The organism is Desulfoconvexum algidum (assembly GCF_055382125.1).
The window spans coordinates 6,171,376-6,192,269 of the sequence record NZ_AP042394.1; the positions used below are offsets into that span (position 1 = coordinate 6,171,376).

Here is a 20,894-nt window from a genome sequence, read left to right on the forward strand (position 1 = left end):
GATGCTCAATTAATACCAGTTGTTAGAAGTCGATCCATGGTTTTTTGTGTTTATGCATATTAACAGACAACAATAAGGAGATCGCCATGACTACACCACAACATTGTCCAGGTTTTGAAAATTTTAAAAATCTAAAGTCCTTCACCTGCAAATGCCCCAAATGCGGTGAACCAAAGGAAATTTTCTCCGATGAATTTGAAAAAGTTCACAAATGCAGCAAATGCGGAGAAGAAATTGATTTTACATCCTGCACATATGAAGCAGGATAACCCTTCCCAAAATTCCCTGCCAAAATATTTTTTGGCAGGGAATTGATCTTTCCCATATAATCTACAAAAGATCCCGAACCCGTTTCACGGCACAAAAATCACCGCACATGGTGCAGACACCCTCTTCGGATGACTGGGAGGACTCCCTGTAATCGCGGGCTTTGCCCGGATCAATGGCAGCTGCGAACTGGCCTTCCCAGTCCAGGGCTGCCCTTGCACTGCTCATTGTCAGATCCTGGCTGTCCGCGCCGGGTATGCCCTTGGCAAGATCCCCTGCATGGGCAGCAATTTTTGAGGCCATGATCCCTTCCTTGACATCTTCAAGGCTGGGAAGCCGCAGATGTTCCGCCGGTGTGACATAGCAAAGAAAATCCGCCCCGTGCATGGCGGCCAGGGCCCCGCCAATGGCAGCGGTAATATGGTCATATCCCGGTGCGATATCGGTGACCAAAGGCCCCAGCACATAAAAAGGCGCATTGTGACAGAGTTTTTTCTGAAGTTTCATGTTCATCTCCACCTCGTGGAGGGGGACATGGCCCGGCCCTTCAATCATCACCTGGACATTCTTTGCCCAGGCACGTTTTGTCAGTTCCCCCAGGGTGATCAATTCCTGGATCTGGGGGGCATCGGTTGAATCCTTAATGGCACCCGGACGAAGGCCATCCCCAAGGCTGATGCAGGCATCATGCTGCTCACAGATAGCAAGAAGCCGGTCAAAATACTCGTAAAAAGGATTTTCATTCCCGGTTTTTTCCATCCATTCAAAAAGAATGGCACCGCCGCGGCTGACAATACCGCAGACCCTGGGATTGGTCCGTATGCTCTCCATACATTTTCGGTTCAGACCGGCATGAATAGTGAGAAAATCGATCCCGTTTTCTGCATGGATCTCAACGGTTTTAAACCAGTCGTCCAGAGTGATCTTGTGGGTGGGTTTTCCCGTCCGGGTCAGGGTATCATAGATGGGAACGCTGCCGATCATCACCGGCACCTCCCGAACCAACCGTTTTCTGAAACTTTCCGTATCCCCGGACACACTCAGGTCCATGATGGCATCGGCCTTGTATTCCAGGGCTAACATGGCCTTATTCATTTCCCCATCAAAAGAACAGGCATCCTTTGAAACCCCCAGGTTCACATTGATCTTGGTTTTAAGACCGGCACCCACACCGCAAGCCTTAAGGCCAAAATGATTTTTATTGGCCGGGATGGCAATTGTCCCTCTGGCAACCCTGTCCAAAAGATCCTGCCGGGATATGGATTCAACCTCAAGCACCTGCTCCATCTGGGGGGTAATGATTCCTTTTCTGGCAGCATCCATCTGTGTTGTATATTTCATAACACCTCCAAAACGCAAAACGATTATGTTTTTGTCCTGAACGGGTATAAATTGTAACAGCGGGAAAAAAAAATGAAAGAAACGACTTGCAAACAAACACCACTTTCCCTACGCCGGTACTAACCGCATCAGGTTCTAAGGGTTGAAGTTTGCGAACTTCTCTCAGCTAATCTAAGCACCCCCAGTGAACTAAAGCCGGATGGTATACAAATTTCCCCGGACAGTCAAGAGTTCAAAGAAAACACCCGGATGGGATCCGGTTTACCTTTGACCATGGTCTCCGGCATGGGTTCGAAGTCATAAAGATCCGATAACAAAGATTGAACGGCCTCACTGACGAGGATATCGGTCTTAAACTCCTTGGTCAGGTCCTGAATCCTGGAAGCCAGATTCACCGTGTCCCCGATCAAAGAGTAGGCGGATCTATCTGCACTGCCGATGTTGGCTGCCAGGACAAAACCCGTATGAATTCCCACCCCGTGGGCAATTGGAGGAATTCCCTCCTCTGCAAACCGTTTATTAAGTCCAGCAAGACGAAGGCGCATGGCCAGGGCTGTTTTAACGGCTGAAAGCTCATGGCCGGGCTCATATACAGGTGCGCCAAACACCGCCTCCACTTCATCCCCAATAAACTGAAGAATCAGCCCCTTATTTTCCTTAATGGCTTCCGCCATTTCATTGAGATAGGCGTTGAGCACATAAATCAATTCCTTGGGGGGCGTCACCGCCACCAGGGGAGTAAAATTTCTTAAATCCGCAAACAAAATGGTCGCTTCTTTTAATTCTCCATCCAGGGGAACCCGGCCCCGGAGAATTTCATCCCGGATCTTTGCATCCACGTATCTGCCAAAGGTATCTTTGATCAATTCGCGTTCCCTCAAGCCCTGGGTCATGGCATTGAGTGTCTCTCCTGCAAATCCGACCTCATCATTGCTGAACACCCTTGCTTTTTGTGAAAAGTCACCCTGTTTCACGTGACCCATGACCCGGATAATCTCCACGATGGGCCGCCTCGTATTATGGGCCACCAACCAGGACAGGAAAATGGCCACCCCCATGAACAAAAAACTCTCCCGGGCAATGGTTTCTTCCATGCGGCTGACCAGCATGATCAGGGTCATTTCATCCATCATCTGCATCTGTTTAAATTGATGGATGGTCAGATGGATAAACGCCAGGGGCACCACGGACACGGCAAAAATCAGGACAGCAAACCGGATCTTTACACTGATGATTCTAACCCCCTGCACCCTTGACAAATCCCCTTCAGGGAAAAACAAGGGCACTAGATTATGCTGGGATACATGCTCCACCCAAAAAAAGGCCAGGGTCATGGTGATCAGACCGCTGGCAATAGCAATCCCACCGGCCGGAGAGCCAATGATCCAAAAAAGAAAGAACCCCAAACCCCAGGCAGCCATATCCAAAATCACGATCATATAGGGTTCATTGAGCAACCGGCGACGGGCATTTTCCAGCAGAATCGGATCTGGATCATAGCCCCGGTAAAACGCTTTCAGGCAGCAGCGGATGGGCCGTTCATACCAGATGGTGATCACGGACATCACCACCACACAAACGATAATATAAAAAATATTCAAAGAATGGGCCAGACTCAAAAGGGCTTGGGAAGCGTCTCCAGCCCTATGTATAAACATAATACGGGTCAGGCAGTCACCAAGAAAAACCGCTATCATATTGCCAAAAAGTACATCATTGGAAATATGTAAATACTGGAACCTGCTTTTAATCAATTTGTCTGCTACCATGGTCTCTCTTACATTCTTCTGATTATTTTCGCTATAACTATTAATCAGGAACCTTAAGTTTGTAAAGAAAATATTGACTTAATACGCCAGACTCATGTATTTATTGTTTCCATAATTTATGGGTAGTGTCTGGTCCACGGAACACGGTGAAACTCCGTGACGGTCCCGCCGCTGTAATCGGAAATATTTATTTTTTGTATGGCCACTGTTCACACGGGAAGGCAAAAAAATAAATTTAATGCCGAAAGTCAGAAGACGAATCAGATACTCGTGATATGGTAAAACTCAATGGTAAAGGGTTTTGTAAGAGATATTTCTTGCAAAAACCTTTTGTGGTTTTGCAGGAGCATAGCGAGGAAACTATGACAACACAGCTAGAATACGCCCGCCAGGGCATCATCACCCAAGAAATGAAAACAGTTGCCAAATCAGAGGGCCTGTCAGAAAGCTTCATACAGGCCCATGTGGCAAAGGGGCAGATCGTCATCCCCTGCAACCCCAATCGGAAAGATCAGAAGGTTGTGGGCATCGGTACCGGCCTCCGGACCAAGGTCAATGCCTCCATCGGCACCTCATCGGACATCTGCGATATTGACCTGGAAGTTCAAAAGGCCAAAGCCGCCGAAGAAGAAGGGGCAGACACCCTCATGGAATTGTCTGCAGACGGAGACCTGGACCTGGTTCGACGAACCGTGCTTGCCAACACCCGTCTTCCCGTGGGCAATGTGCCATTGTACCAGGCCTTCAAAGAAACCATCCGCAAATATAAAAACCCGGCAAAGCTGGACCCTGAATATTTGTTTGAGCTCATTGAACGACAATTGGAGGATGGATTGAGCTTCATGGCCATCCACTGCGGGATCAACCTCTACACCATTGAGCGGTTGAGAAAACAAGGATTTCGCTACGGCGGCCTTGCCTCCAAGGGTGGTACCTATATGGTGGCCTGGATGGACATCAACAAACAAGAAAACCCTTTGTACGAACAGTTTGACCGGGTTTGCACCCTCATGAAAAAATATGACGCCGTCCTCTCTTTGGGCAACGGCATCCGGGCTGGGGCCATCCATGACAGCCATGACCGGGCCCAGATGGCGGAGATGATCATCAACTGCGAGCTGGCGGAAATCGGGCGTGCCGCCGGGTGCCAGATGATGGTGGAGGGCCCGGGCCATGTCCCCCTGGACGAGATTGAGGGCAATATCATGCTGGAAAAACGGATGTCCGGCAATGCCCCCTATTATGTGCTGGGCCCCATCCCCTGCGACACGGGAGCCGGCTATGACCATATCACGGCTGCCATCGGTGCCGCCAGTTCCGCCCGGTTCGGCGCAGACCTTGTCTGCTATATCACCCCGGCCGAGCACCTGGCCCTGCCCGATGTCAATGATGTCAGGGAAGGAGTCCGGGCCACGAGACTTGCCGCCCGTATTGGAGACATTTCCAAATATCCGGACAGACGGGAGAATGAACGTCAGGCAGCCATGGCCAGGCGGGACATGCGGTGGGATGACCTTGAACGCTATTTGCTCTTTCCCGAAGTCGCACGACAGATCCGGGAAGAACGGGCACCCAAACAAAAGGAAACCTGCACCATGTGCGGGGATTTTTGTGCCATGAAAAAAGGCATGGAAATATTTGAAAACGATATAACAGACAAGAGGTAACGCCATGTCATTACTTGAACATACCATTCGCTCCATACCCAACTCCTTGAACCAGGACGCCTTGGCTGCGGCCAAAGACCGGCTGGCCAACCAGGCAAAACCCCCGGGCTGTTTAGGAATTATGGAAGATATCTCGGCCCGCCTGGCCGCCATCAAGGGCACCATTGATGTCCACTTGACCAACAAACGCATCGTCACCTGTGCCGGGGACCATGGCGTCACAAAGGAAGGCGTCAGCCTCTTTCCGGCAGAAGTCACCCCCCAGATGGTCCTAAATTTTGTAAACGGCGGCGCATCGGTAAATGTCATCGGCAAGCATGCCGGCGCCATTGTTAAAGCCGCCGATATCGGTGTAAACTATGACTTTGATCCAGAGCTTCCCATTTTCCATAAAAAGGTGCGCCACGGCACGGCCAATTTCACAAAAGAACCAGCCATGACCCGGGATGAGGCCATCCGCTCCATTGAAGCGGGCATTGAAATCGTAGGGGAACTCATGGCAGAGGCGCCGGTGGATCTCCTGGGCACCGGCGACATGGGCATCGGCAATACCACCCCGTCTTCTGCCATTATTGCAGCCTTTTCAGGAATTCCCGTTGAAAAACTTACGGGCAGGGGAACCGGCATTGATGATGCCGCCCTTAAAAACAAAATTGCTGTTATTCAACGGGGGCTGGATCTTCATAAACCAGACCCATCCGATCCCCTGGATATCCTCTCCAAGGTGGGCGGCCTTGAAATCGGGGGTCTTGCCGGATTGGTGCTGGGGGCGGCAGCCCATGGGATACCCGTGATCTGTGACGGCCTGATTTCAACGGCCGGGGCACTCATTGCCTGTGAGCTGGCACCCGTTGCCAGACAATATCTTTTTGCCAGCCATAAATCCGTGGAAATAGGCCATAAATACATGCACGACCGTATGGGGTTAACCCCCCTCATCGACCTTCAATTCAGGCTGGGGGAAGGTACCGGTGCCGCTGTCTGCATGGAACTTTTAGACCTTTCCACCCGGATACTGGCAGATATCAAAACCTTTGAAGAGGTAGGGGTGACCAACATCTAAAGCCCCCCGTCTTTATATGTCCCATAAAAAGCCCCGGAAGATAAAAAACCCCGGGGCTTTTTACTAGTTTTTAATACGGATGGATTCTCTGATTGCTTTTTCTTTAAGCCCGATATAAAACAAAGTCAATTGGCGGCCACAGACCTTTCCTTTGAAAACAGCCTGGTAACCGACAGAGCGAAGCCATGCCTTTTTCTCTTTATACCCCCATCAAAAAAATTTTCTGCATATAATCCAGAATTAAGGATTAATTCTATATTAATGCTGCTTTACATTTTGTTACTATTTTGTTTAGCACCATTGCTAATTGCTGCCAGTATATTGATCACTAATTATTGGTATAATTTACTTCGCAAAAAAAAACCAGCGTTGATATACATAAAATAAATGATGACCTAATTTCTGATTTAGAGGATTTCAAGTTTTACGATCAATTTTACAATGTTTATCAAAACAAAAGACTTTTCATTTTTTTGTTATTGATTGCTTTTATTCTCTTCTTTTCTGTAGGTTTCTTTTTTTCAGTTCTTTCAATTTTTGTGACGGTATGTTTTATTTTTATATCGATACTCAGTTGGATCCCAATAATGTTTGGGCGTTTTTCCGCTTTACCCCTTGCAATCACCTATGGTTTCACTCATAAATCGGATAGTGGAATTCGTAAAATCTTTTGTAAACGTCTCTTCGATGCCAACTGTTACAATCAAAATAATCAGTCTGTCATCATGAATTTCATATATGATCCGATAATCGCCAGATCGAATTTTATGAAAGGGATTATTCCCTTTCATCTTTGTAGTATTGGGGCTTGGCAAATTGCTTCCAAGATTTTCTATTTTCTTTTTAATCTTTACAAGATCTTTCTTGGGAAACCGTTTCAAACTTTTCAGCACAGCAGGTCTAAACTCAACAGAATATTTCATAAGCTAAAGTCCCAATTGTTTCCAGACTTCCTCCGCAGGTATGTTTTCTGCCGACCCTTGAAGAGCCTTTTTAGCATCTTCGATATCTATATAATTTTCAATCTGCTGGAGCAATTCAAGTTCTTCAATAGAGACCAACGCTGCAACATCTTTACCCCGCCGGGTCAAAACAATAGATTCTTTGCCATAAGCTACTTTGTTAACGATATCTGCCAAATTTTTTCTAGCATCTGCCGTAGATATTTTTGTGGTCATTATTTTTCTCCTTATTTTCGTACTTTATATACAATATGTACACCTCGTACCTTAAAATGTCAATAACTTTTAAAACACTTTATAACCCATCACTGGACGGGGCCGCGAACAGTCAAAAGGGACAAAACAAGTCCGTGGAAATGGAGCATTGGTCTTAACCAAAGATCAAATATATTTTATAAGGGCAGTACCGTTTAAAGAATATACAATTCCTTTGAGGTCCGTATTTAAGGTATCTTTGCCGAATTCTTTTAATGGTCGGTCAATCTTTTCAAAGCTTCTATGTATTCAATACGAAACTGGTTCAGAATCAGATGCAATCGCTTGGGCTGTTAAAAATCCAGAGTCTTGGAAAAAAGCGATCGAAAAATTGGTGGCGGATGCTTGCTAACCCGTCGTTGCAGCGGGCTGCAAGTAGCGGACACTTGTCCGTCCCCTGAATTCAACCGTTAGCATATAAGAATTTTTTGCCTTCTATCATTATTTGTTATATTATAATCAATTCAAAAAATTAAATGCGAGTTAAACACAATGAATGCGCAAACATTAAAAATCAAAAAATTAACCCCAGAAGCTCAAATCCCAAGCTATGCACATGAAGGTGATGCCGGGCTTGATTTATATTCTGTCTCAGAATGTGAAATAAAACCTAACACAAGTTGCTTAATCAGCACTGGAATTTGTATTGAATTACCCCAAAATACTGAAGCTCAAATCAGGCCTCGAAGTGGATTAGCTTTAAAGTATCAGATCACCGTTTTAAATAGCCCAGGAACTATTGATTGTAGCTATCGAGGAGAAATAGGGATTATTCTAATTAATCATAGCCAAAAAACATTCAAGGTCAGCAAGGGAATGAAAATCGCTCAAATGGTTATAAAACCAGTCATCACTGTAACTATTAAAGAATGCAATAATTTGAACCTATCCAACAGAGGGGATAATGGCTTTGGATCAACAGGCTTGTAGTCAAAGAAATTTTTAACACATCGTTGCAACGGACAGCAAGGAGCGAGCTCCTTATCCCCTTGGCTTCGCTCGGCGGCCCCTGAACTCAATCGTTGTGAATACAGCTTGACAACTCGTACGACATGACGTACCTTTATAAAAAACAACGAGGTGTATTATGGCAACACTAACAGCAACAGAAGCAAGAAAAAACTTGTATCGGCTAATTGATGAAACTTCATCAACTCATGAGCCCATCACTATTACCGGCAAAAGAGGGAATGCAATTCTCATCTCTGAAAGTGACTGGAAAGCAATCCAGGAAACGATGTTCTTGGTAAATATATCTGGTATGCGAGAGTCTATATTGGAAGGACTTAGGACACCAGTCGAAGACTGCAACGAAGGCCTTGACTGGTGAATTGGAAAGTAGTTTTCACCAAACAGGCCCAAAAAGATGCAAAAAAAATTGCCTCATCAGGCCTTAAGAAAAAAGCGTCTGCCCTGATTGAAATTCTTAAAACAAATCCTTTTCAGATTCCACCTCCCTATGAGAAATTAATTGGGGATCTATCAGGAGCCTATTCACGAAGAATTAACATACAGCATAGATTGGTGTATCAGGTACTCAACGAAGAAAAAATTGTTAAAGTTCTTCGCATGTGGACCCATTACGAATAAACACATATGCCCAAAAGGACTTAAATCATGAGTGAATTACCAAAAAAGATGCGAGGTGTCTTCCTAACAGGACATGGTGGCCTTGATAAATTAGAAATACGAAATGATATTCCTGTACCCAGCCCTGGACCCTACGATGTCCTCATTCAGGTACGAGCCGCAGCAGTTAATAATACAGATATCAACACTCGAAAAGCATGGTACTCGAAAGGCGGTGAAGAAAGCTGCAGCTAGCCAAAGCGCGTAAGGCCAAGGTTATCGGCATTACCAGTCAATCCAAGTCAAATAATGTGTTAAACCTTGGGGCTGATAGTGTCTTGTTAAGAGAAGATAGTCTTGTTCAAACTCTCGGTACCAGCAGTATTGATGTCGTCATTGACCTCGTTGGGAGAAAACGGTGGCCAGAACTTCTCGATGTACTCAAGTCTGGGGGGCGTTATGCAGTAGCTGGTGCGATAGGTGGTCCACTTGTAGAGCTTGATATACGGACCCTCTATTTAAAGGATTTAAGCTTATTCGGATGCACAGTACTTGAAAAAGAGGTCTTTGCTAATCTTGTCAGGCGCGTAGAGCAAGGTGATATTGTCCCAGTTGTAGACAAGACCTTTCCTTTGAGTCAAATTGCTGAAGCCCAAAAGTATTTTGTAACAAAACAGCACACTGGTAAAATTGTTCTCACACTGACGGAAAATGAACAACATTAAATTCAAAGGCATAAAAATGCAAAGACCCTCGGACAGCAAAAGCGAGAAGAAGGGATAAACAGAGAGAAAGGGACACTTATAAGTTGGAATAATGAAAAAGGGTACGGGTTTATTCGTCCCGATAACAATAAGGAAAATATTTTTTTCCATGTAAAATCATTACCCCATTATCAACGTCGCCCTAAAGTTAAAGATGTATTGATGTATGAGGTTGGCATTGATGAAAACCAACGACATTACGCACATTCTGCAAAAATTAACGGTATTGCCTGGTCTTATTTTACCATCATTTGGCCCAGTATGACCCTTCTCTTTGGAATTTATGTGTATTTTGTCCTTCAACAAAAACTTCCTTTTCACCCGCTTGCGATCTACGCAGGAATGAGCCTCCTCACGATACTGGCATATAGCCGAGATAAACGTGCTGCAAGATTAGGGACATGGCGCACTACTGAACTTAGATTGCATATTTTCGAAATATTGGGCGGATGGCCTGGCGCGTTACTCGCTCAACGATGTTATCGTCATAAATCTCGGAAGATAAAGTATCAGATAACCTTTTGGCTGATTATTGCCAGCCATGGGGTGCTGTGGTATTATGCCCTGACTCATCAAGACATCTACCAACCTTACCAACAGGCCGTCACAGAAAAAGCCCGTTCATTTGTTAATCAGGCCAGAGAAGAAATACGACACCTTTCAGGGATGATAAATTCAAAAGATGTGCTGACAAATGTGGATCATTCAGAAACGATTGAACAGATTAAAACAGGCCGTCGGTCAATAATAATTCCAGACAAACAGCTCCATATTGTCAAAGGAGTTGTGAAAGAAATTCGTCCACGAGAAGGAGTCATAGTCTCAATACAATTAGGGACAGGTATTCTTGATAAATCAACGCTTGTTAACGATTTTCCCACACGGTTTATGCAAGGAGAGCTTATCCAGGTGGCCATACACACAATTCAGATGAGAGGAAACAAGGAGCGTATTGAGTTAATACTCGTCGAAAAGAATGGGACATAAAAATATAACCAAAAGGGTGAACCGGACAGCAAGGGGCAGCGTTTTTTAAGGTTAAAAAAAAATTAAATGATATGCTTTCAATAAACTTTTTTGGAAACCTTTCTGCCCGCTACCCAAACGGTATGCCTCAAAAAAAACTAAAGAGAATGAACTATGAGACGAGAATCCTTTGCATGTTTTAATTGCCAGGTGTCTTTCAATCGTGATGAGAGCTTTGAGACGCTGAGATATCCAAATTGTAGAGGCACAATGTATCGAATGGGTTGATCATTCAAGACACCTCAAAAACAAGACAAAAACCAATGGGGAAAGGAGAGGGGCTCTTCCAATGCTTGTGATGCAGTCCGTCAGCTCAACCGTTATGCAGTCCCAAATGAGGAAAAATAACAAAATGGCAAAAAAATACTGGAGTCGATTTGCAGATTCCTACGATAAAAGACAAGAGTATGTTGTAGATAAGAGACTTCTGGATGAGATCACGAAAAAACTGGATCATCTGTCAGAATTGGGCGAAGTTGTCGAGTTTGGTTGCGGAACAGGCTACTTTACCAAGATCATCAGCCAAAAGAGCCAGAGCATAATGGCTACCGACATATCCGATAGCCTACTTGAAGTAGCAAAAAAGCGTCTTGGTGATTACCCAAATGTGAAGGTTCAGCAGGAAGATTGCATGAAGACTTCGTTTACAACTGAAGTGTTCGATAGCGTCTTCATGGCCAACCTGATCCACGTTGTCAAGAGTCCTACAGCGGTGCTACAGGAATGCCATCGGATACTTAGGGAAGATGGGGTTCTTATAATTGTCACATTTACTGGCTATGGTATGAAACTCTGGGAAAAGATCAAGATGGGATTACGATTTGCCAAGTCTTGGGGAAAACCTCCAGCTCATGTACACTCCTTTTCCTTGCAAGAGTTAACATCAATTATGGAAGACACTGGATTTACGATTAAGATATCGAAGGTGATTGGTGATAACACAAAAGCCTTGTATGTGATTGGTCAAAAGAACAAAACTGCATAACGAATGGCTGAAGACCGAGATAACGCGTCATTGCAGGCAACTGAATGCTATTATATTAAAACTGCCGGTGCGGCGGCTTCGGCACCCATTGCAAAGGTGCGCTATTTTGAAGATTTCATATAATTCTCTGATCGCAATTTTATATTTTTTTTCAAATTATTAAACCAGAGTGAATAATCATAAATATGATATACACCTTCCGGGAAACCTCCTGTATCCAATTTTTCGGGAAGAACCGTCGTCAGTGCGCCCGTGGCTATATCAATCGTTGCGCCGGAGTATTGCGGAACAACTTTATCAACACGGCCATCTGCCCTAAAAAAAACAGCGCCAAGATTTGATGAGGCGGCTGCCGGGGTGCCATCTGTTTTCCAGTTTAGAGGGTTAATGCAAAAAGCGCCTGGTAAAATGACCGGAGATCCCTTTGCCCCGGGTGCCTGGCTGTTATAAGAAACGATAACCCCAGTATCTGATTCACCTGTGGCAGGTTTCATCCAGGGGTATTGCCTGAAATCTTCTTTTGTGACCGAGTAGCCAATGAGGTAAGCCGCAATCAATTGTTTCTGTAGTTTTACACTCTCAAAATGTTCCCGCATCAGTGTAATCAGAGCCATCGAGCCCTGACTGTGTCCAGCAAGAATAAAGGGACGACCATTATTCAGGTGCGTAAGATAGTATTCAAATGCCCGGGACACATCTTTGTAACCCAGGAGAAAATTTTCATTTTTATAAGTATCTTTCTCTGGATCCAGAACAGCCATGGAGACCTGGCGATAAAAAGGGGCAAAAATGTTGCTGTCAGTATAAACGCCGGTCTGTTTTTTAAAACTCCGCATGGCTTTGTCCCGTAAGCCCTCATTGTAGATGTCCATATTAGTGGGATTCTCGTCCCCATAAATGGTTGGATACACATAAAACACATCTATTTTTTTCTGTGGAGATAATTCCTGAAACAGCCAGGAAGAGGATTCATCATACCGGGGGGCTTCAAGGCCGTCTTGCAGTTTTACAGAGCGCAAGCTGGTGCAACTTGATAAAAAAAAGACAAAAAGCAGTAGCAGTAAGAAAAGAATGTATTTATGTTGTGTTTTTTTCATGAGCTTTCCTTCAGTCCAGATCATTTATTTGTATTGAGCTATGTCTTTTCAGTTGACTCTTTTTTAATGAGTGCTGAATCAAATCTTAAAACATGAGCAAGGCCACTTTAAGTGGTATCAATTGGCCAGGCAATCTTTTTAATAGAGAGGACCTTCCTTTTTGTCAAGTAATATGAGCTTGGGTATGAATTAGAGGGACAGGAATAAATGACCCTGAAACGATATCTTTGATTTCCAACTTGGAAATTGACCCGTAACAAGGAGGGGTGTATATATAATAACCTGTTTTCTGAAATCACCATAAAAGGACTGACCTTAAAAAATCGTCTTACCATGGTTCCGCTTTATCTTGGCTATGCCGGTGAAGGCGGCACAGTAAGCGATTTGCTACTGGAGCATTACCGGCTGATGACCGGGAAGAGGATATTATCCATTGTGATCCAGATTGTGTTGACGGTGGAGCGTTTATGCAGATGGTCATGAAAGGCCGGCCGACATTATTTGTAGCCTGGCCAGTGGAAAAAATGAAGGTTTAGAAGGATATCTATGGAACTTCAACAAAATGATTTGAATGATTTAAAAAACGCAAAGATGCTTCTGGAAAATCCGGGTTTGGCAGCAAAAATAACCAATCTTATGGGTGCCCCCATCGAAAAGGGATTTAAATTATTGCCTGATAATTGGAATGTAAAAGTTGGTGAAATTACGCAAACAGCATTATCCAAAGCCGCCCATACAGCAATTTTCACAATGAAAAACACACCGGGTGGAGAAGCCTCAAATCTCTGGCATAAGCTAGCAGTCGCGACTACAGGGGGTATCGGTGGTTTTTTTGGATTACCTGCCATGGCAATAGAGTTGCCAATTACGACAACGATCATGTTGCGTTCTATTGCTGATATTGCTCGAAGTGAAAAAGAAGATATTTTTTCAATTGAGTCAAAGATAGCATGTATCGAAGTATTTGCTTTAGGCGGACCTAACCAAAGTGACGATGCATCTGAATCTGGATATTTTGCTGTCCGTACCGCCTTGGCGCAATCAGTTACAAAAGCGACTAAATATATTGCACAAAAAGGTCTGGTTGAAGAAGGTGCACCTGCCCTTGTCCGACTGATCATTCAAATTGCAGAGCGATTTAGCATTCAAGTTTCAGAAAAAGCCGCTGCACAGGCTATTCCTGCAATAGGTGCAGCTGGTGGAGCAATTATTAATACATTGTTTATTGACCATTTTCAGGATATGGGACGTGGACATTTTATAGTACGTCGTCTTGAAAGAAAGTATGGCGCTCAAGTTATTGAAAAAAAGTATAATGAAATTAAATATGGCTAACCATGATACTATTTTAAAGGAATAAAAATGATTTTAGATTCACTTGAGAATGCACACCGTTATACGGACCTGTACAAGGGATTTCCAGAGGCAATTAAATTTCTTTTACGCCCTGATCTGAACGAACTGCCGGTGGAGAACTATGAAATAGACGGTGATCGCGTTTACGCAATGGTGGCAAAGGATTCTGGCCGCAAGAAAGCGGATGCGTTGCTTGAAATACATGAACGCTATATTGATATTCAATTGGTTTTGGCAGGAACAGATGAGATGGGATGGAAATCAACCCCCTCATGTAAACACCCCACCGGAAAATATGATAAAGAATCTGACATTCAGTTTTTCACGGATAATCCAGATGCCTGGCTTCCTGTGGAACCTGGATTTTTTGTGATCTTTTTTCCGGAAGATGCGCACATGCCGATGATCTCATCGGGACAACTCCACAAAGTTGTTGTCAAGGTAGCGGTGAAATAGAAATAAAAAGTGGGGAAAATATGCTGAGGAAATTGGGTATCTTGTGCTGCTGCATTCTGGGTCTGTTGATGGGAAATATCTCTTCAGCAGAAACATTACAAGTATCAGATTTTTCCGCATCCGGCCTTGAAGGATGGGAAAAAAAGGAATTTAAGAATTCAACGGCTTATCAATTGTTTCAAATAAAAAACAAGCCGGTTCTATTGGCCGAAAGCCGGAACGGGGCATCAGCGCTCATCAAAAAAGTTCATGTTGATATTGAAAAATTTCCTTTTTTAAACTGGGTGTGGAGAATTGAAAATCGACTGGACACAGCAGATGAAACAACAAAATCAGGCGATGATTATGCTGCAAGGATATATGTCATTATTGATGGCGGAATTTTCATATGGAGAACCAAAGCGGTTAACTATGTATGGGCAAATCGTGCCGCCAAAGGCAAAACTTGGGACAATGCGTTTGCCGGTAAAAATGCACAAATGATGGCCCTAAGAAACAGGCAGGATAAGGTATCAACCTGGTACACTGAAAAAAGAAATGTTTATGAGGATCTCAAGCGTCTGTTTGGCATCCGATTTCATTCCATTGATGCAATTGCCATCATGACAGACACAGATAATAGCCATGGGCAAGCAAAAGCATACTATGGCGATATCTATTTTTCAGAAGAATAAACGCTTAGACCCTATGTGTACCCCTGCAAAAAAACCCTTTCACAAGACCTGGGATGCAAAAAAATGACAGACAACTATGCAAAAATTGTCCAGAACAATCTTAATGCTTTATATGCAGATTTACCAAAAAACCTTGCAAAAAATCTTCCAGGAGAGCAATATAAAGAATCATTTGTTTTTAATGCGTTTGGCGAAAAATGTACTATTGGGCCCACCGGGATTACCCTTGGAGAGGACGCCCATTCCTCGGTGTTTGGTATTTTAATCTCCCTTTATGCCATGAATGCCTGTGCTGATATCTGTATTCCAACACCCTTGAGAGCATTTAAGGAGTTTCCCGACAGTATGCCCTATGCAGGGGCGTTTACAACACATACGGAGCAGTTCCTTGTCCCTTATGTCGCCAAAATAAAGCATGCCGTCCCGCGGATCATGGAAACATTTAATGGGGAGGCGTCCCCTCCTGGTGTTGGCGGTGATTTTTCTTTCATGGTTTATCCGCTGCCCAAGATAGCGCTTTGCTATATTTTTTACCAAGCAGATGACGAGTTCCCCGCCTCGGTCATCTGTTTATTCTCAAATAATGCCCAGCAGTTTCTGCCAATAGATGGCATGGCAGATGTCGGGGAATATTGCTCGAAGAAAATTTTGGACCTGATCCAATAAAGATTGAACAACCGAATCAATACAAGGAGAACGAAATTATGAAAAGCTTTAAAAGAAGTGCTGTGTTGGTTTCCTTTTTTCTATTCACGATTATCCTTGGTTTACCACAGCTCTTGCAAGCCCATTGCCAGATCCCCTGCGGGATCTATGATGATTTTGCCAGGGTTCAATCCATGCGTGAAGATGCCGCCACCGTTGAAAAGTCAATCCGCTTGATTATGGAACTTGCGGGCAAGACGGATGCCCAGTCTCAAAACCAATTGGTGCGATGGGTGATGAACAAGGAAGTCCATGCCCAGAAGATCATTACCAGTATCAGCGATTATTTTTTAACCCAACGGGTCAAACCAGACCAGCAAGATTATGCAGAGCGCTTAAAAAAGCACCATTTTGTCATTCTTGCCGCAATGAAAGCCAAACAGAATGCCGACTTAACGGTTGTAAAAAGTCTGAAAGAGTGCATTGATGCCTTGGCCGCCTACTATCCTGAGCACAAGGAGTAGCGGGACTCTGGAGGGAATCTCAAAACATTTAACCGGACTTAAAAAATATTAACAAATTACATACTTGTCAATAACCTAAATTAATTGCCGGATACAATGGCGTGTCCGGCATGGAACTTTAAAGAAAACAAAGGCATTTTTCTCTATATGTTTCTTTTTATCCTTCACCGGGCATCTTCCACAGGCAGATACCGGCCCTAGTTGTCAATCCCCTTGTCGGGGGGGCAAAAAAGTTCGGACAGGTGAATCACCTCGATATTCCGGCCCTGTTTTAAGGCACCTCCCCGAAGTTGCATCACACATCCCGGACATTCGGTAACCAGCAGATCTGCCCCGGAGGCTTCCACGTCCGCCAGTTTTTTGGTGAGGATTTCCTTGGAAACGGCCGGAAAATTGGCGGAAAAACTCCCCCCGAACCCGCAGCAGGTTTCTTCTTCCAGGGTTGCAACATAGCAGTTCCCGGATTTATTGATCAAATCCTTGGGATCCTGTCTCACCCCAAGCCCCCGGCACAGATGACAGGGAGAATGGAAGGCGGTTTTACGCCCCGCACCTTCCATGGGTTCTACCCCCACTATCTTGTTCATGAACTGGCTGAAGGGAATGATTTTCTTGGCAAATGCGGCTGCTTTTTTGGGGGCATACTCCTTGACCAGATCGGGCAGGCTGTTTTTCAAGTGAGACCCACAGGAAGCACAGAGGGTGACAATATAATCCACATCCTCAGCCTCAAAGGCCGCAAGGTTCTGGAGGGCCACATCCCTTGCCGCATCCTTTTCTCCCATCATCTGGGCGGGCAGGCCGCAGCAGGACTGGCCCATGGGAAAGGAGACGCTGACATTGGCTCGAGCAAAACTTTTCATGGCCGCCTCCAGCTGTTCCGGATAGACAAAATCCTGGACACATCCTGAAAACAGGGCAATTTTATGAATAGGATTTTTAAGGGGGGAATTCAACCGTTCAAATCGGTCCCGAAAAGGAACTTTGGCGATGGCTGGCAATATCCTGAAATTATGTTCCTTGGAAAAAATCATGGGCAGATGACGCAGGTAGGGGGTACCCCCCGTTACAGGCTTTTGAGCCAGCTTGGCCGTCCGAAGCAGGGTATGAAAAAGCTTGCGGTTTTTAAGAACCTTGCCCAACATCAGGCTTTTTAAGGGATGGCCTTCCTCGTCCTGGATCCGGGCGTGGATTTCCTTGATGAGTTTTGGCAGGTCAATGCCCGCGGCACAGACCGCCTTGCACGCCCCGCAATTGGTACAATTCTGGACCAGGTTCCGGGCGTTTTCCCGGCCGTGGAAAAAATAGGTGGTTATCAGGCCGATGGCCCCGATGTAAACATACCCCAACTGATGGCCCCCCACCATTCGGTAGACAGGACACACATTGGCACAGGCCCCGCAACGAATGCAGTGGAGCACCTGGGCAAAGACAGGGTCTGCGGCAATCTTTTTCCGGCCGTTGTCCAGAAAAACAATGTGCATCTCCCGTTTGCCCCCCACCGCGGGTTTACATTCGCTGGGCCCTGTGATCCATGTTACATAGGAGGTGATGGCCTGGCCTGTTGCATTCTTGGACAGAACCCGGTTAATGGACAGGGCTTCACGGATGGTAGGCAGCAACTTTTCAATGCCGATCAATGCCACATGGACTTTGGGCAAGGTGGTGACCAGCCGGGCATTGCCCTCATTGGTGACAATACCGATGGTGCCGGTCCCAGCCACTGCATAATTGGCACCGGTGATCCCCATGTCGGCATCAATATATTTTTTGCGCAACTGCCGTCGAGCCACCTTTACCAACCGTTCGATCTCGGCATCCTGGGTTGTTCCCGTGACATCGGAAAACAGATCTGCCACCTGGAACCGGGACAGATGAATGGCCGGCATGACCATGTGGGAGGGACCTTCATGCCGAAGTTGGACGATCCATTCTCCCAGATCTGTTTCTGTCACCTCAAGCCCCAGATTTTCCAGCCATGGGTTCAGGTGCGTTTCTTCGGCGGTCATGGACTTTGATTTAACAATGCGCTTGGATCCGGTCTTTTGGGCTATTTCCCCGATGATGCGGTTGGCATCCTCTGCCGTATCTGCCAGGTGGACATGGATACCGTTTGCCACGGCCTTTCTCGTAAATTCTTCTAAAAGGGCCTCATTATTTTTAATGGCATCAGCTTTAATATCCGCCACTTCCTGAATCATGGCATCCACGTCCATGCCGGCAAAGGCATTTTCCCGGGAAGTTCTGTAGGCCACGGCAAAATTGTCCATGGCCGTGCGTAAAAATGTATTTTCCAGAGCCGTATCCAGCCGGACTTTATAGGCTTTTAAGCTTTCTTCTTTTTTCATGATGATGCCTCCACCAGCAAAATTACAAGTTCCAGGGGACCGTGAACCCCCAGTGCCAAAACCCGTTCAATATCGGCTGTTCTGCTGGCCCCGGTGATAAAAGCGGTGTAGGAAGACGCTTGCCCGGTAAGGTCATTGAGTTCATCGGCCATGGAAAGGGCGGTTTTTTTGATCTTTCCTTCATTGAGGATGGCCACATGGGTTTCGCAGAGCATGGTGGAAAGCCGGGTCTCTTCGGAATCAGAATTTAATACCAGGGTTCCGGTTTCAGCAATACCAAAATTCACCAGGGTGACGCCCATGTCAATTCCCCCGGGATACGCCCTCAGGTTCTCACTGATCAGCTGGACGTCTCCGGCTTCTTGACAAGCCTTGTCAAGTCTTGTGAAATCAACCTCATCCAGATTGGGAGCTGCCATAACCCGCAGTTTTTCTCCGGCCATCAGATCTGTTCCCTTTTGTTCCGGTTCCATCTGGCCCGATTCCATCTGAGAGTCGCAGGGCAATTTTGAAAGACAAAGTTCAAGGGCCTTATCCAGGGCAGAGGCCAAATCCTTAACACGATAAACCCGGGCAGAAACGAGGGATGCCTTTTCAATAAATTCCTGGGTATTATCCTTAATGGTGACGTTCATGGTATGACTCCTTTGGCGGGACTAACCCTATCTGTACAGCTTTTTCTTGTAAATATAACATATACTTTTTTATACCATGAAGTCCATGAAGATAGTGTTCGTTTTTTCTCTTCATGGGCTTCATGGCGGATACATCAAGACCCGAAAAACAGGTTCGGCAACCAGGTCACGATGGCTGGGAACAGGCAGAGGATGACCATGCTGATCACCTGGAGCACAACAAAGGGCATGATCCCCCTGTAAATATGCCCCATTGTATAGCCTTCCGGTGCCACCCCTTTGAAATAAAAGAGTGCATATCCAAAGGGCGGGGTCAAAAAGGAGGTCTGGAGATTCACGCACAACAGCAGGGAAAACCAGAGAGGATCAAACCCCAGTTCAATGGCAATAGGCAGAAAAATCGGTACGGTGACCAAAAGAATGGCTGCCCAGTCAATGAACATTCCCATTAAAAAAACGATGCCCATCATGACAAACAGGACCAGCCAGCGATTCATACCTGATCCGACGAGAAGATCTGCCACCACATCACCGCCGCCCATGCTTAAAAAAACCGTGGAAAATAATTTACCGCCGATGAAGAGCATCATCACCATGGAGGTGGTTTTCAAGGTGGCATAGGCAGATTCTTTGAGTACCGTAAAATTGAGTTTCTTGTTAAAAAATGCCAGTATCATGGAGCCCAAAGCGCCCAGACCCGCGGCTTCCGTGGGAGTGGCCACCCCGGCCAGGATAGTCCCCATGACGGCCAAAATCAGCACCATGGGCGGCACCAGAGATTTCAAGGTCATGGCCCATTTTTGCCCTGCCGTATAGGTGGAGGCATCGCCCTTTGAAATCGGGGGACCCAGGGTGGGGTTGAGATTACACCGGATCAGGATATAGGCAAAATAAAGCCCTGCCAGAATCAGGCCCGGGAAAATGGCGCCGGCAAAAAGGTTTCCTACGGAAGTTTCCTTCATCCCCGTAAGTCCGCCGTAAACAACCATCATAATGGAAGGGGGAATCAGAATACCCAGGGTTCCTGCAGCGCAGATAATGCCTGCGGTTAATTCCTTTTGATACCCTTTTTTGATCAGGGTGGGAGTGGCTAAAAGCCCCATGGCAACAACAGAGGCGCCGATAATACCGGTGGTGGCGGCAAACACCGTACAGACCACAACCACAGCTAACCCTAGGCCCCCCTTGATGCCGCCCAATACAACGTAAAGGGCTTCAAACAGGGCATCGGAAACCTTGGATCGGTCCAAAATCTGGGCCATGAGGATAAACAAGGGGATGGCCACCAGGGTATAATTGTTCATTAATCCCCAGGCGTTGTTGACAAACATCTCAAACAGCATGGGAAAGGAAAATCCATTGTCAATCAAACCAAAGAGCGTTGCAATCGCAGCCAGGGTATATGCCAGGGGATGGCCCAGGGTGATTGCCAGGATAAGGGTGGCAAACATGGCCACTGTCAGGAATTCAATACTCATGGAAAAAACCTTC

The 20,894-nt window shown here is 45.6% G+C and carries 24 protein-coding genes, 1 pseudogene and 2 riboswitches; of the genes and pseudogenes, 17 read left to right on the top strand and 8 right to left on the bottom strand.

The genetic code is table 11. The annotated features are described in order from the left end of the window. Positions 1 to 86 precede the first annotated feature (86 nt). Complete coding sequence (locus tag ACZ45G_RS27755) at positions 87 to 269, top strand: hypothetical protein (protein WP_464173830.1); 183 nt, start codon at positions 87 to 89, stop codon at positions 267 to 269. 61 nt (positions 270 to 330) lie between these two features. On the opposite strand, the gene thiC (ACZ45G_RS27760) is transcribed toward ACZ45G_RS27755, so the two are convergent. Next, the gene (gene thiC / locus ACZ45G_RS27760; protein ID WP_464173831.1) at positions 331 to 1,608 is read right to left on the bottom strand and encodes a phosphomethylpyrimidine synthase ThiC; all 1,278 of its coding nucleotides are present in this window, start codon (positions 1,606 to 1,608) and stop codon (positions 331 to 333) included. Positions 1,609 to 1,695: 87 nt separating this feature from the next. Next, positions 1,696 to 1,801, bottom strand: a riboswitch (TPP riboswitch). A gap of 31 nt (positions 1,802 to 1,832) precedes the next feature. Next, positions 1,833 to 3,377 (bottom strand): adenylate/guanylate cyclase domain-containing protein, encoded by a 1,545-nt coding sequence (locus ACZ45G_RS27765; protein ID WP_464173832.1) that lies wholly within the window; start codon positions 3,375 to 3,377, stop codon positions 1,833 to 1,835. Positions 3,378 to 3,490: 113 nt separating this feature from the next. After that, positions 3,491 to 3,656, top strand: a riboswitch (cobalamin riboswitch). An 83-nt stretch (positions 3,657 to 3,739) separates the two neighbouring features. Between ACZ45G_RS27765 and thiC (ACZ45G_RS27770) the strand changes: the two genes are divergently transcribed. Further along, positions 3,740 to 5,044, top strand: coding sequence for a phosphomethylpyrimidine synthase ThiC (gene thiC, locus ACZ45G_RS27770; protein ID WP_464173833.1), 1,305 nt, complete (start codon positions 3,740 to 3,742; stop codon positions 5,042 to 5,044). Positions 5,045 to 5,048: 4 nt separating this feature from the next. Beyond that, positions 5,049 to 6,107 (top strand): nicotinate-nucleotide--dimethylbenzimidazole phosphoribosyltransferase, encoded by a 1,059-nt coding sequence (cobT, locus tag ACZ45G_RS27775; RefSeq protein WP_464173834.1) that lies wholly within the window; start codon positions 5,049 to 5,051, stop codon positions 6,105 to 6,107. Positions 6,108 to 6,715: 608 nt separating this feature from the next. Here the strand turns inward: cobT and ACZ45G_RS27780 are convergent. After that, positions 6,716 to 7,030: a type II toxin-antitoxin system RelE family toxin gene (locus tag ACZ45G_RS27780; RefSeq protein ID WP_464173835.1), complete on the bottom strand. Its 315-nt coding sequence runs from the start codon at positions 7,028 to 7,030 to the stop codon at positions 6,716 to 6,718. A gap of 3 nt (positions 7,031 to 7,033) precedes the next feature. After that, complete coding sequence (locus tag ACZ45G_RS27785; RefSeq protein WP_464173836.1) at positions 7,034 to 7,285, bottom strand: type II toxin-antitoxin system Phd/YefM family antitoxin; 252 nt, start codon at positions 7,283 to 7,285, stop codon at positions 7,034 to 7,036. Positions 7,286 to 7,816: 531 nt separating this feature from the next. Between ACZ45G_RS27785 and dut the strand changes: the two genes are divergently transcribed. The 8 genes and pseudogenes from dut (at position 7,817) to ACZ45G_RS27825 (ending at position 11,668) form a co-directional block, all read left to right on the top strand. After that, positions 7,817 to 8,254, top strand: a complete 438-nt coding sequence (gene dut / locus ACZ45G_RS27790) for a dUTP diphosphatase (RefSeq protein ID WP_464173837.1) — start codon at positions 7,817 to 7,819, stop codon at positions 8,252 to 8,254. Positions 8,255 to 8,411: 157 nt separating this feature from the next. Further along, complete coding sequence (locus ACZ45G_RS27795; protein ID WP_464173838.1) at positions 8,412 to 8,654, top strand: type II toxin-antitoxin system Phd/YefM family antitoxin; 243 nt, start codon at positions 8,412 to 8,414, stop codon at positions 8,652 to 8,654. Then, entirely contained in the window at positions 8,651 to 8,914 is a 264-nt protein-coding gene (locus tag ACZ45G_RS27800) for a Txe/YoeB family addiction module toxin (RefSeq protein ID WP_464173839.1), read from the top strand. The genes ACZ45G_RS27795 and ACZ45G_RS27800 overlap by 4 nt, the downstream gene beginning before the upstream one ends. 27 nt (positions 8,915 to 8,941) lie before the next feature. Next, positions 8,942 to 9,148: a hypothetical protein gene (locus ACZ45G_RS27805; RefSeq protein ID WP_464173840.1), complete on the top strand. Its 207-nt coding sequence runs from the start codon at positions 8,942 to 8,944 to the stop codon at positions 9,146 to 9,148. Positions 9,149 to 9,177: 29 nt separating this feature from the next. Further along, positions 9,178 to 9,618 carry a zinc-binding dehydrogenase gene (locus ACZ45G_RS27810; RefSeq protein WP_464180039.1) on the top strand — a complete coding sequence of 147 codons (441 nt, stop codon included), beginning with the start codon at positions 9,178 to 9,180 and terminating at the stop codon, positions 9,616 to 9,618. 78 nt (positions 9,619 to 9,696) lie between these two features. Next, positions 9,697 to 9,777 (top strand): annotated as a pseudogene (locus ACZ45G_RS27815) (cold shock domain-containing protein); the annotation flags it as partial. A 42-nt stretch (positions 9,778 to 9,819) separates the two neighbouring features. Then, entirely contained in the window at positions 9,820 to 10,644 is an 825-nt protein-coding gene (locus ACZ45G_RS27820) for a DUF1294 domain-containing protein (protein ID WP_464173841.1), read from the top strand. A gap of 391 nt (positions 10,645 to 11,035) precedes the next feature. Then, positions 11,036 to 11,668 carry a class I SAM-dependent methyltransferase gene (locus ACZ45G_RS27825; RefSeq protein WP_464173842.1) on the top strand — a complete coding sequence of 211 codons (633 nt, stop codon included), beginning with the start codon at positions 11,036 to 11,038 and terminating at the stop codon, positions 11,666 to 11,668. 101 nt (positions 11,669 to 11,769) lie between these two features. Here the strand turns inward: ACZ45G_RS27825 and ACZ45G_RS27830 are convergent, their stop codons facing one another. Next, positions 11,770 to 12,765, bottom strand: a complete 996-nt coding sequence (locus ACZ45G_RS27830; RefSeq protein ID WP_464173843.1) for a DUF3089 domain-containing protein — start codon at positions 12,763 to 12,765, stop codon at positions 11,770 to 11,772. Positions 12,766 to 13,011: 246 nt separating this feature from the next. On the opposite strand from ACZ45G_RS27830, the gene ACZ45G_RS27835 reads away from it, so the two are divergent. From ACZ45G_RS27835 to ACZ45G_RS27860, 6 genes are all read left to right on the top strand, one after another. Further along, on the top strand, positions 13,012 to 13,248 hold the full coding sequence (locus ACZ45G_RS27835) for a hypothetical protein (RefSeq protein WP_464173844.1): 237 nt from the start codon (positions 13,012 to 13,014) through the stop codon (positions 13,246 to 13,248). A gap of 63 nt (positions 13,249 to 13,311) precedes the next feature. Beyond that, positions 13,312 to 14,100, top strand: a complete 789-nt coding sequence (locus tag ACZ45G_RS27840; protein ID WP_464173845.1) for an EcsC family protein — start codon at positions 13,312 to 13,314, stop codon at positions 14,098 to 14,100. Positions 14,101 to 14,127: 27 nt separating this feature from the next. Next, on the top strand, positions 14,128 to 14,577 hold the full coding sequence (locus tag ACZ45G_RS27845; RefSeq protein ID WP_464173846.1) for a NanQ anomerase/TabA/YiaL family protein: 450 nt from the start codon (positions 14,128 to 14,130) through the stop codon (positions 14,575 to 14,577). Between the two features lie 20 nt (positions 14,578 to 14,597). Further along, a complete protein-coding gene (locus tag ACZ45G_RS27850; RefSeq protein ID WP_464173847.1) occupies positions 14,598 to 15,251 on the top strand; it encodes a DUF3047 domain-containing protein in 654 nt (217 codons plus the stop codon). A 63-nt stretch (positions 15,252 to 15,314) separates the two neighbouring features. Further along, the gene (locus ACZ45G_RS27855) at positions 15,315 to 15,917 is read left to right on the top strand and encodes a DUF3786 domain-containing protein (RefSeq protein WP_464173848.1); all 603 of its coding nucleotides are present in this window, start codon (positions 15,315 to 15,317) and stop codon (positions 15,915 to 15,917) included. 38 nt (positions 15,918 to 15,955) lie between these two features. Beyond that, complete coding sequence (locus tag ACZ45G_RS27860) at positions 15,956 to 16,420, top strand: superoxide dismutase, Ni (protein ID WP_464173849.1); 465 nt, start codon at positions 15,956 to 15,958, stop codon at positions 16,418 to 16,420. Between the two features lie 197 nt (positions 16,421 to 16,617). Here ACZ45G_RS27860 and ldhH read toward each other — a convergent pair whose 3' ends face one another. The 3 genes from ldhH to ACZ45G_RS27875 form a co-directional block, all read right to left on the bottom strand. Further along, positions 16,618 to 18,768 (bottom strand): L-lactate dehydrogenase (quinone) large subunit LdhH, encoded by a 2,151-nt coding sequence (ldhH, locus tag ACZ45G_RS27865; RefSeq protein WP_464173850.1) that lies wholly within the window; start codon positions 18,766 to 18,768, stop codon positions 16,618 to 16,620. Then, positions 18,765 to 19,403, bottom strand: coding sequence for a lactate utilization protein (locus ACZ45G_RS27870; RefSeq protein ID WP_464173851.1), 639 nt, complete (start codon positions 19,401 to 19,403; stop codon positions 18,765 to 18,767). The genes ldhH and ACZ45G_RS27870 overlap by 4 nt, the downstream gene beginning before the upstream one ends. A gap of 134 nt (positions 19,404 to 19,537) precedes the next feature. After that, positions 19,538 to 20,881, bottom strand: coding sequence for a TRAP transporter large permease (locus tag ACZ45G_RS27875; protein ID WP_464173852.1), 1,344 nt, complete (start codon positions 20,879 to 20,881; stop codon positions 19,538 to 19,540). Positions 20,882 to 20,894 lie beyond the last annotated feature (13 nt).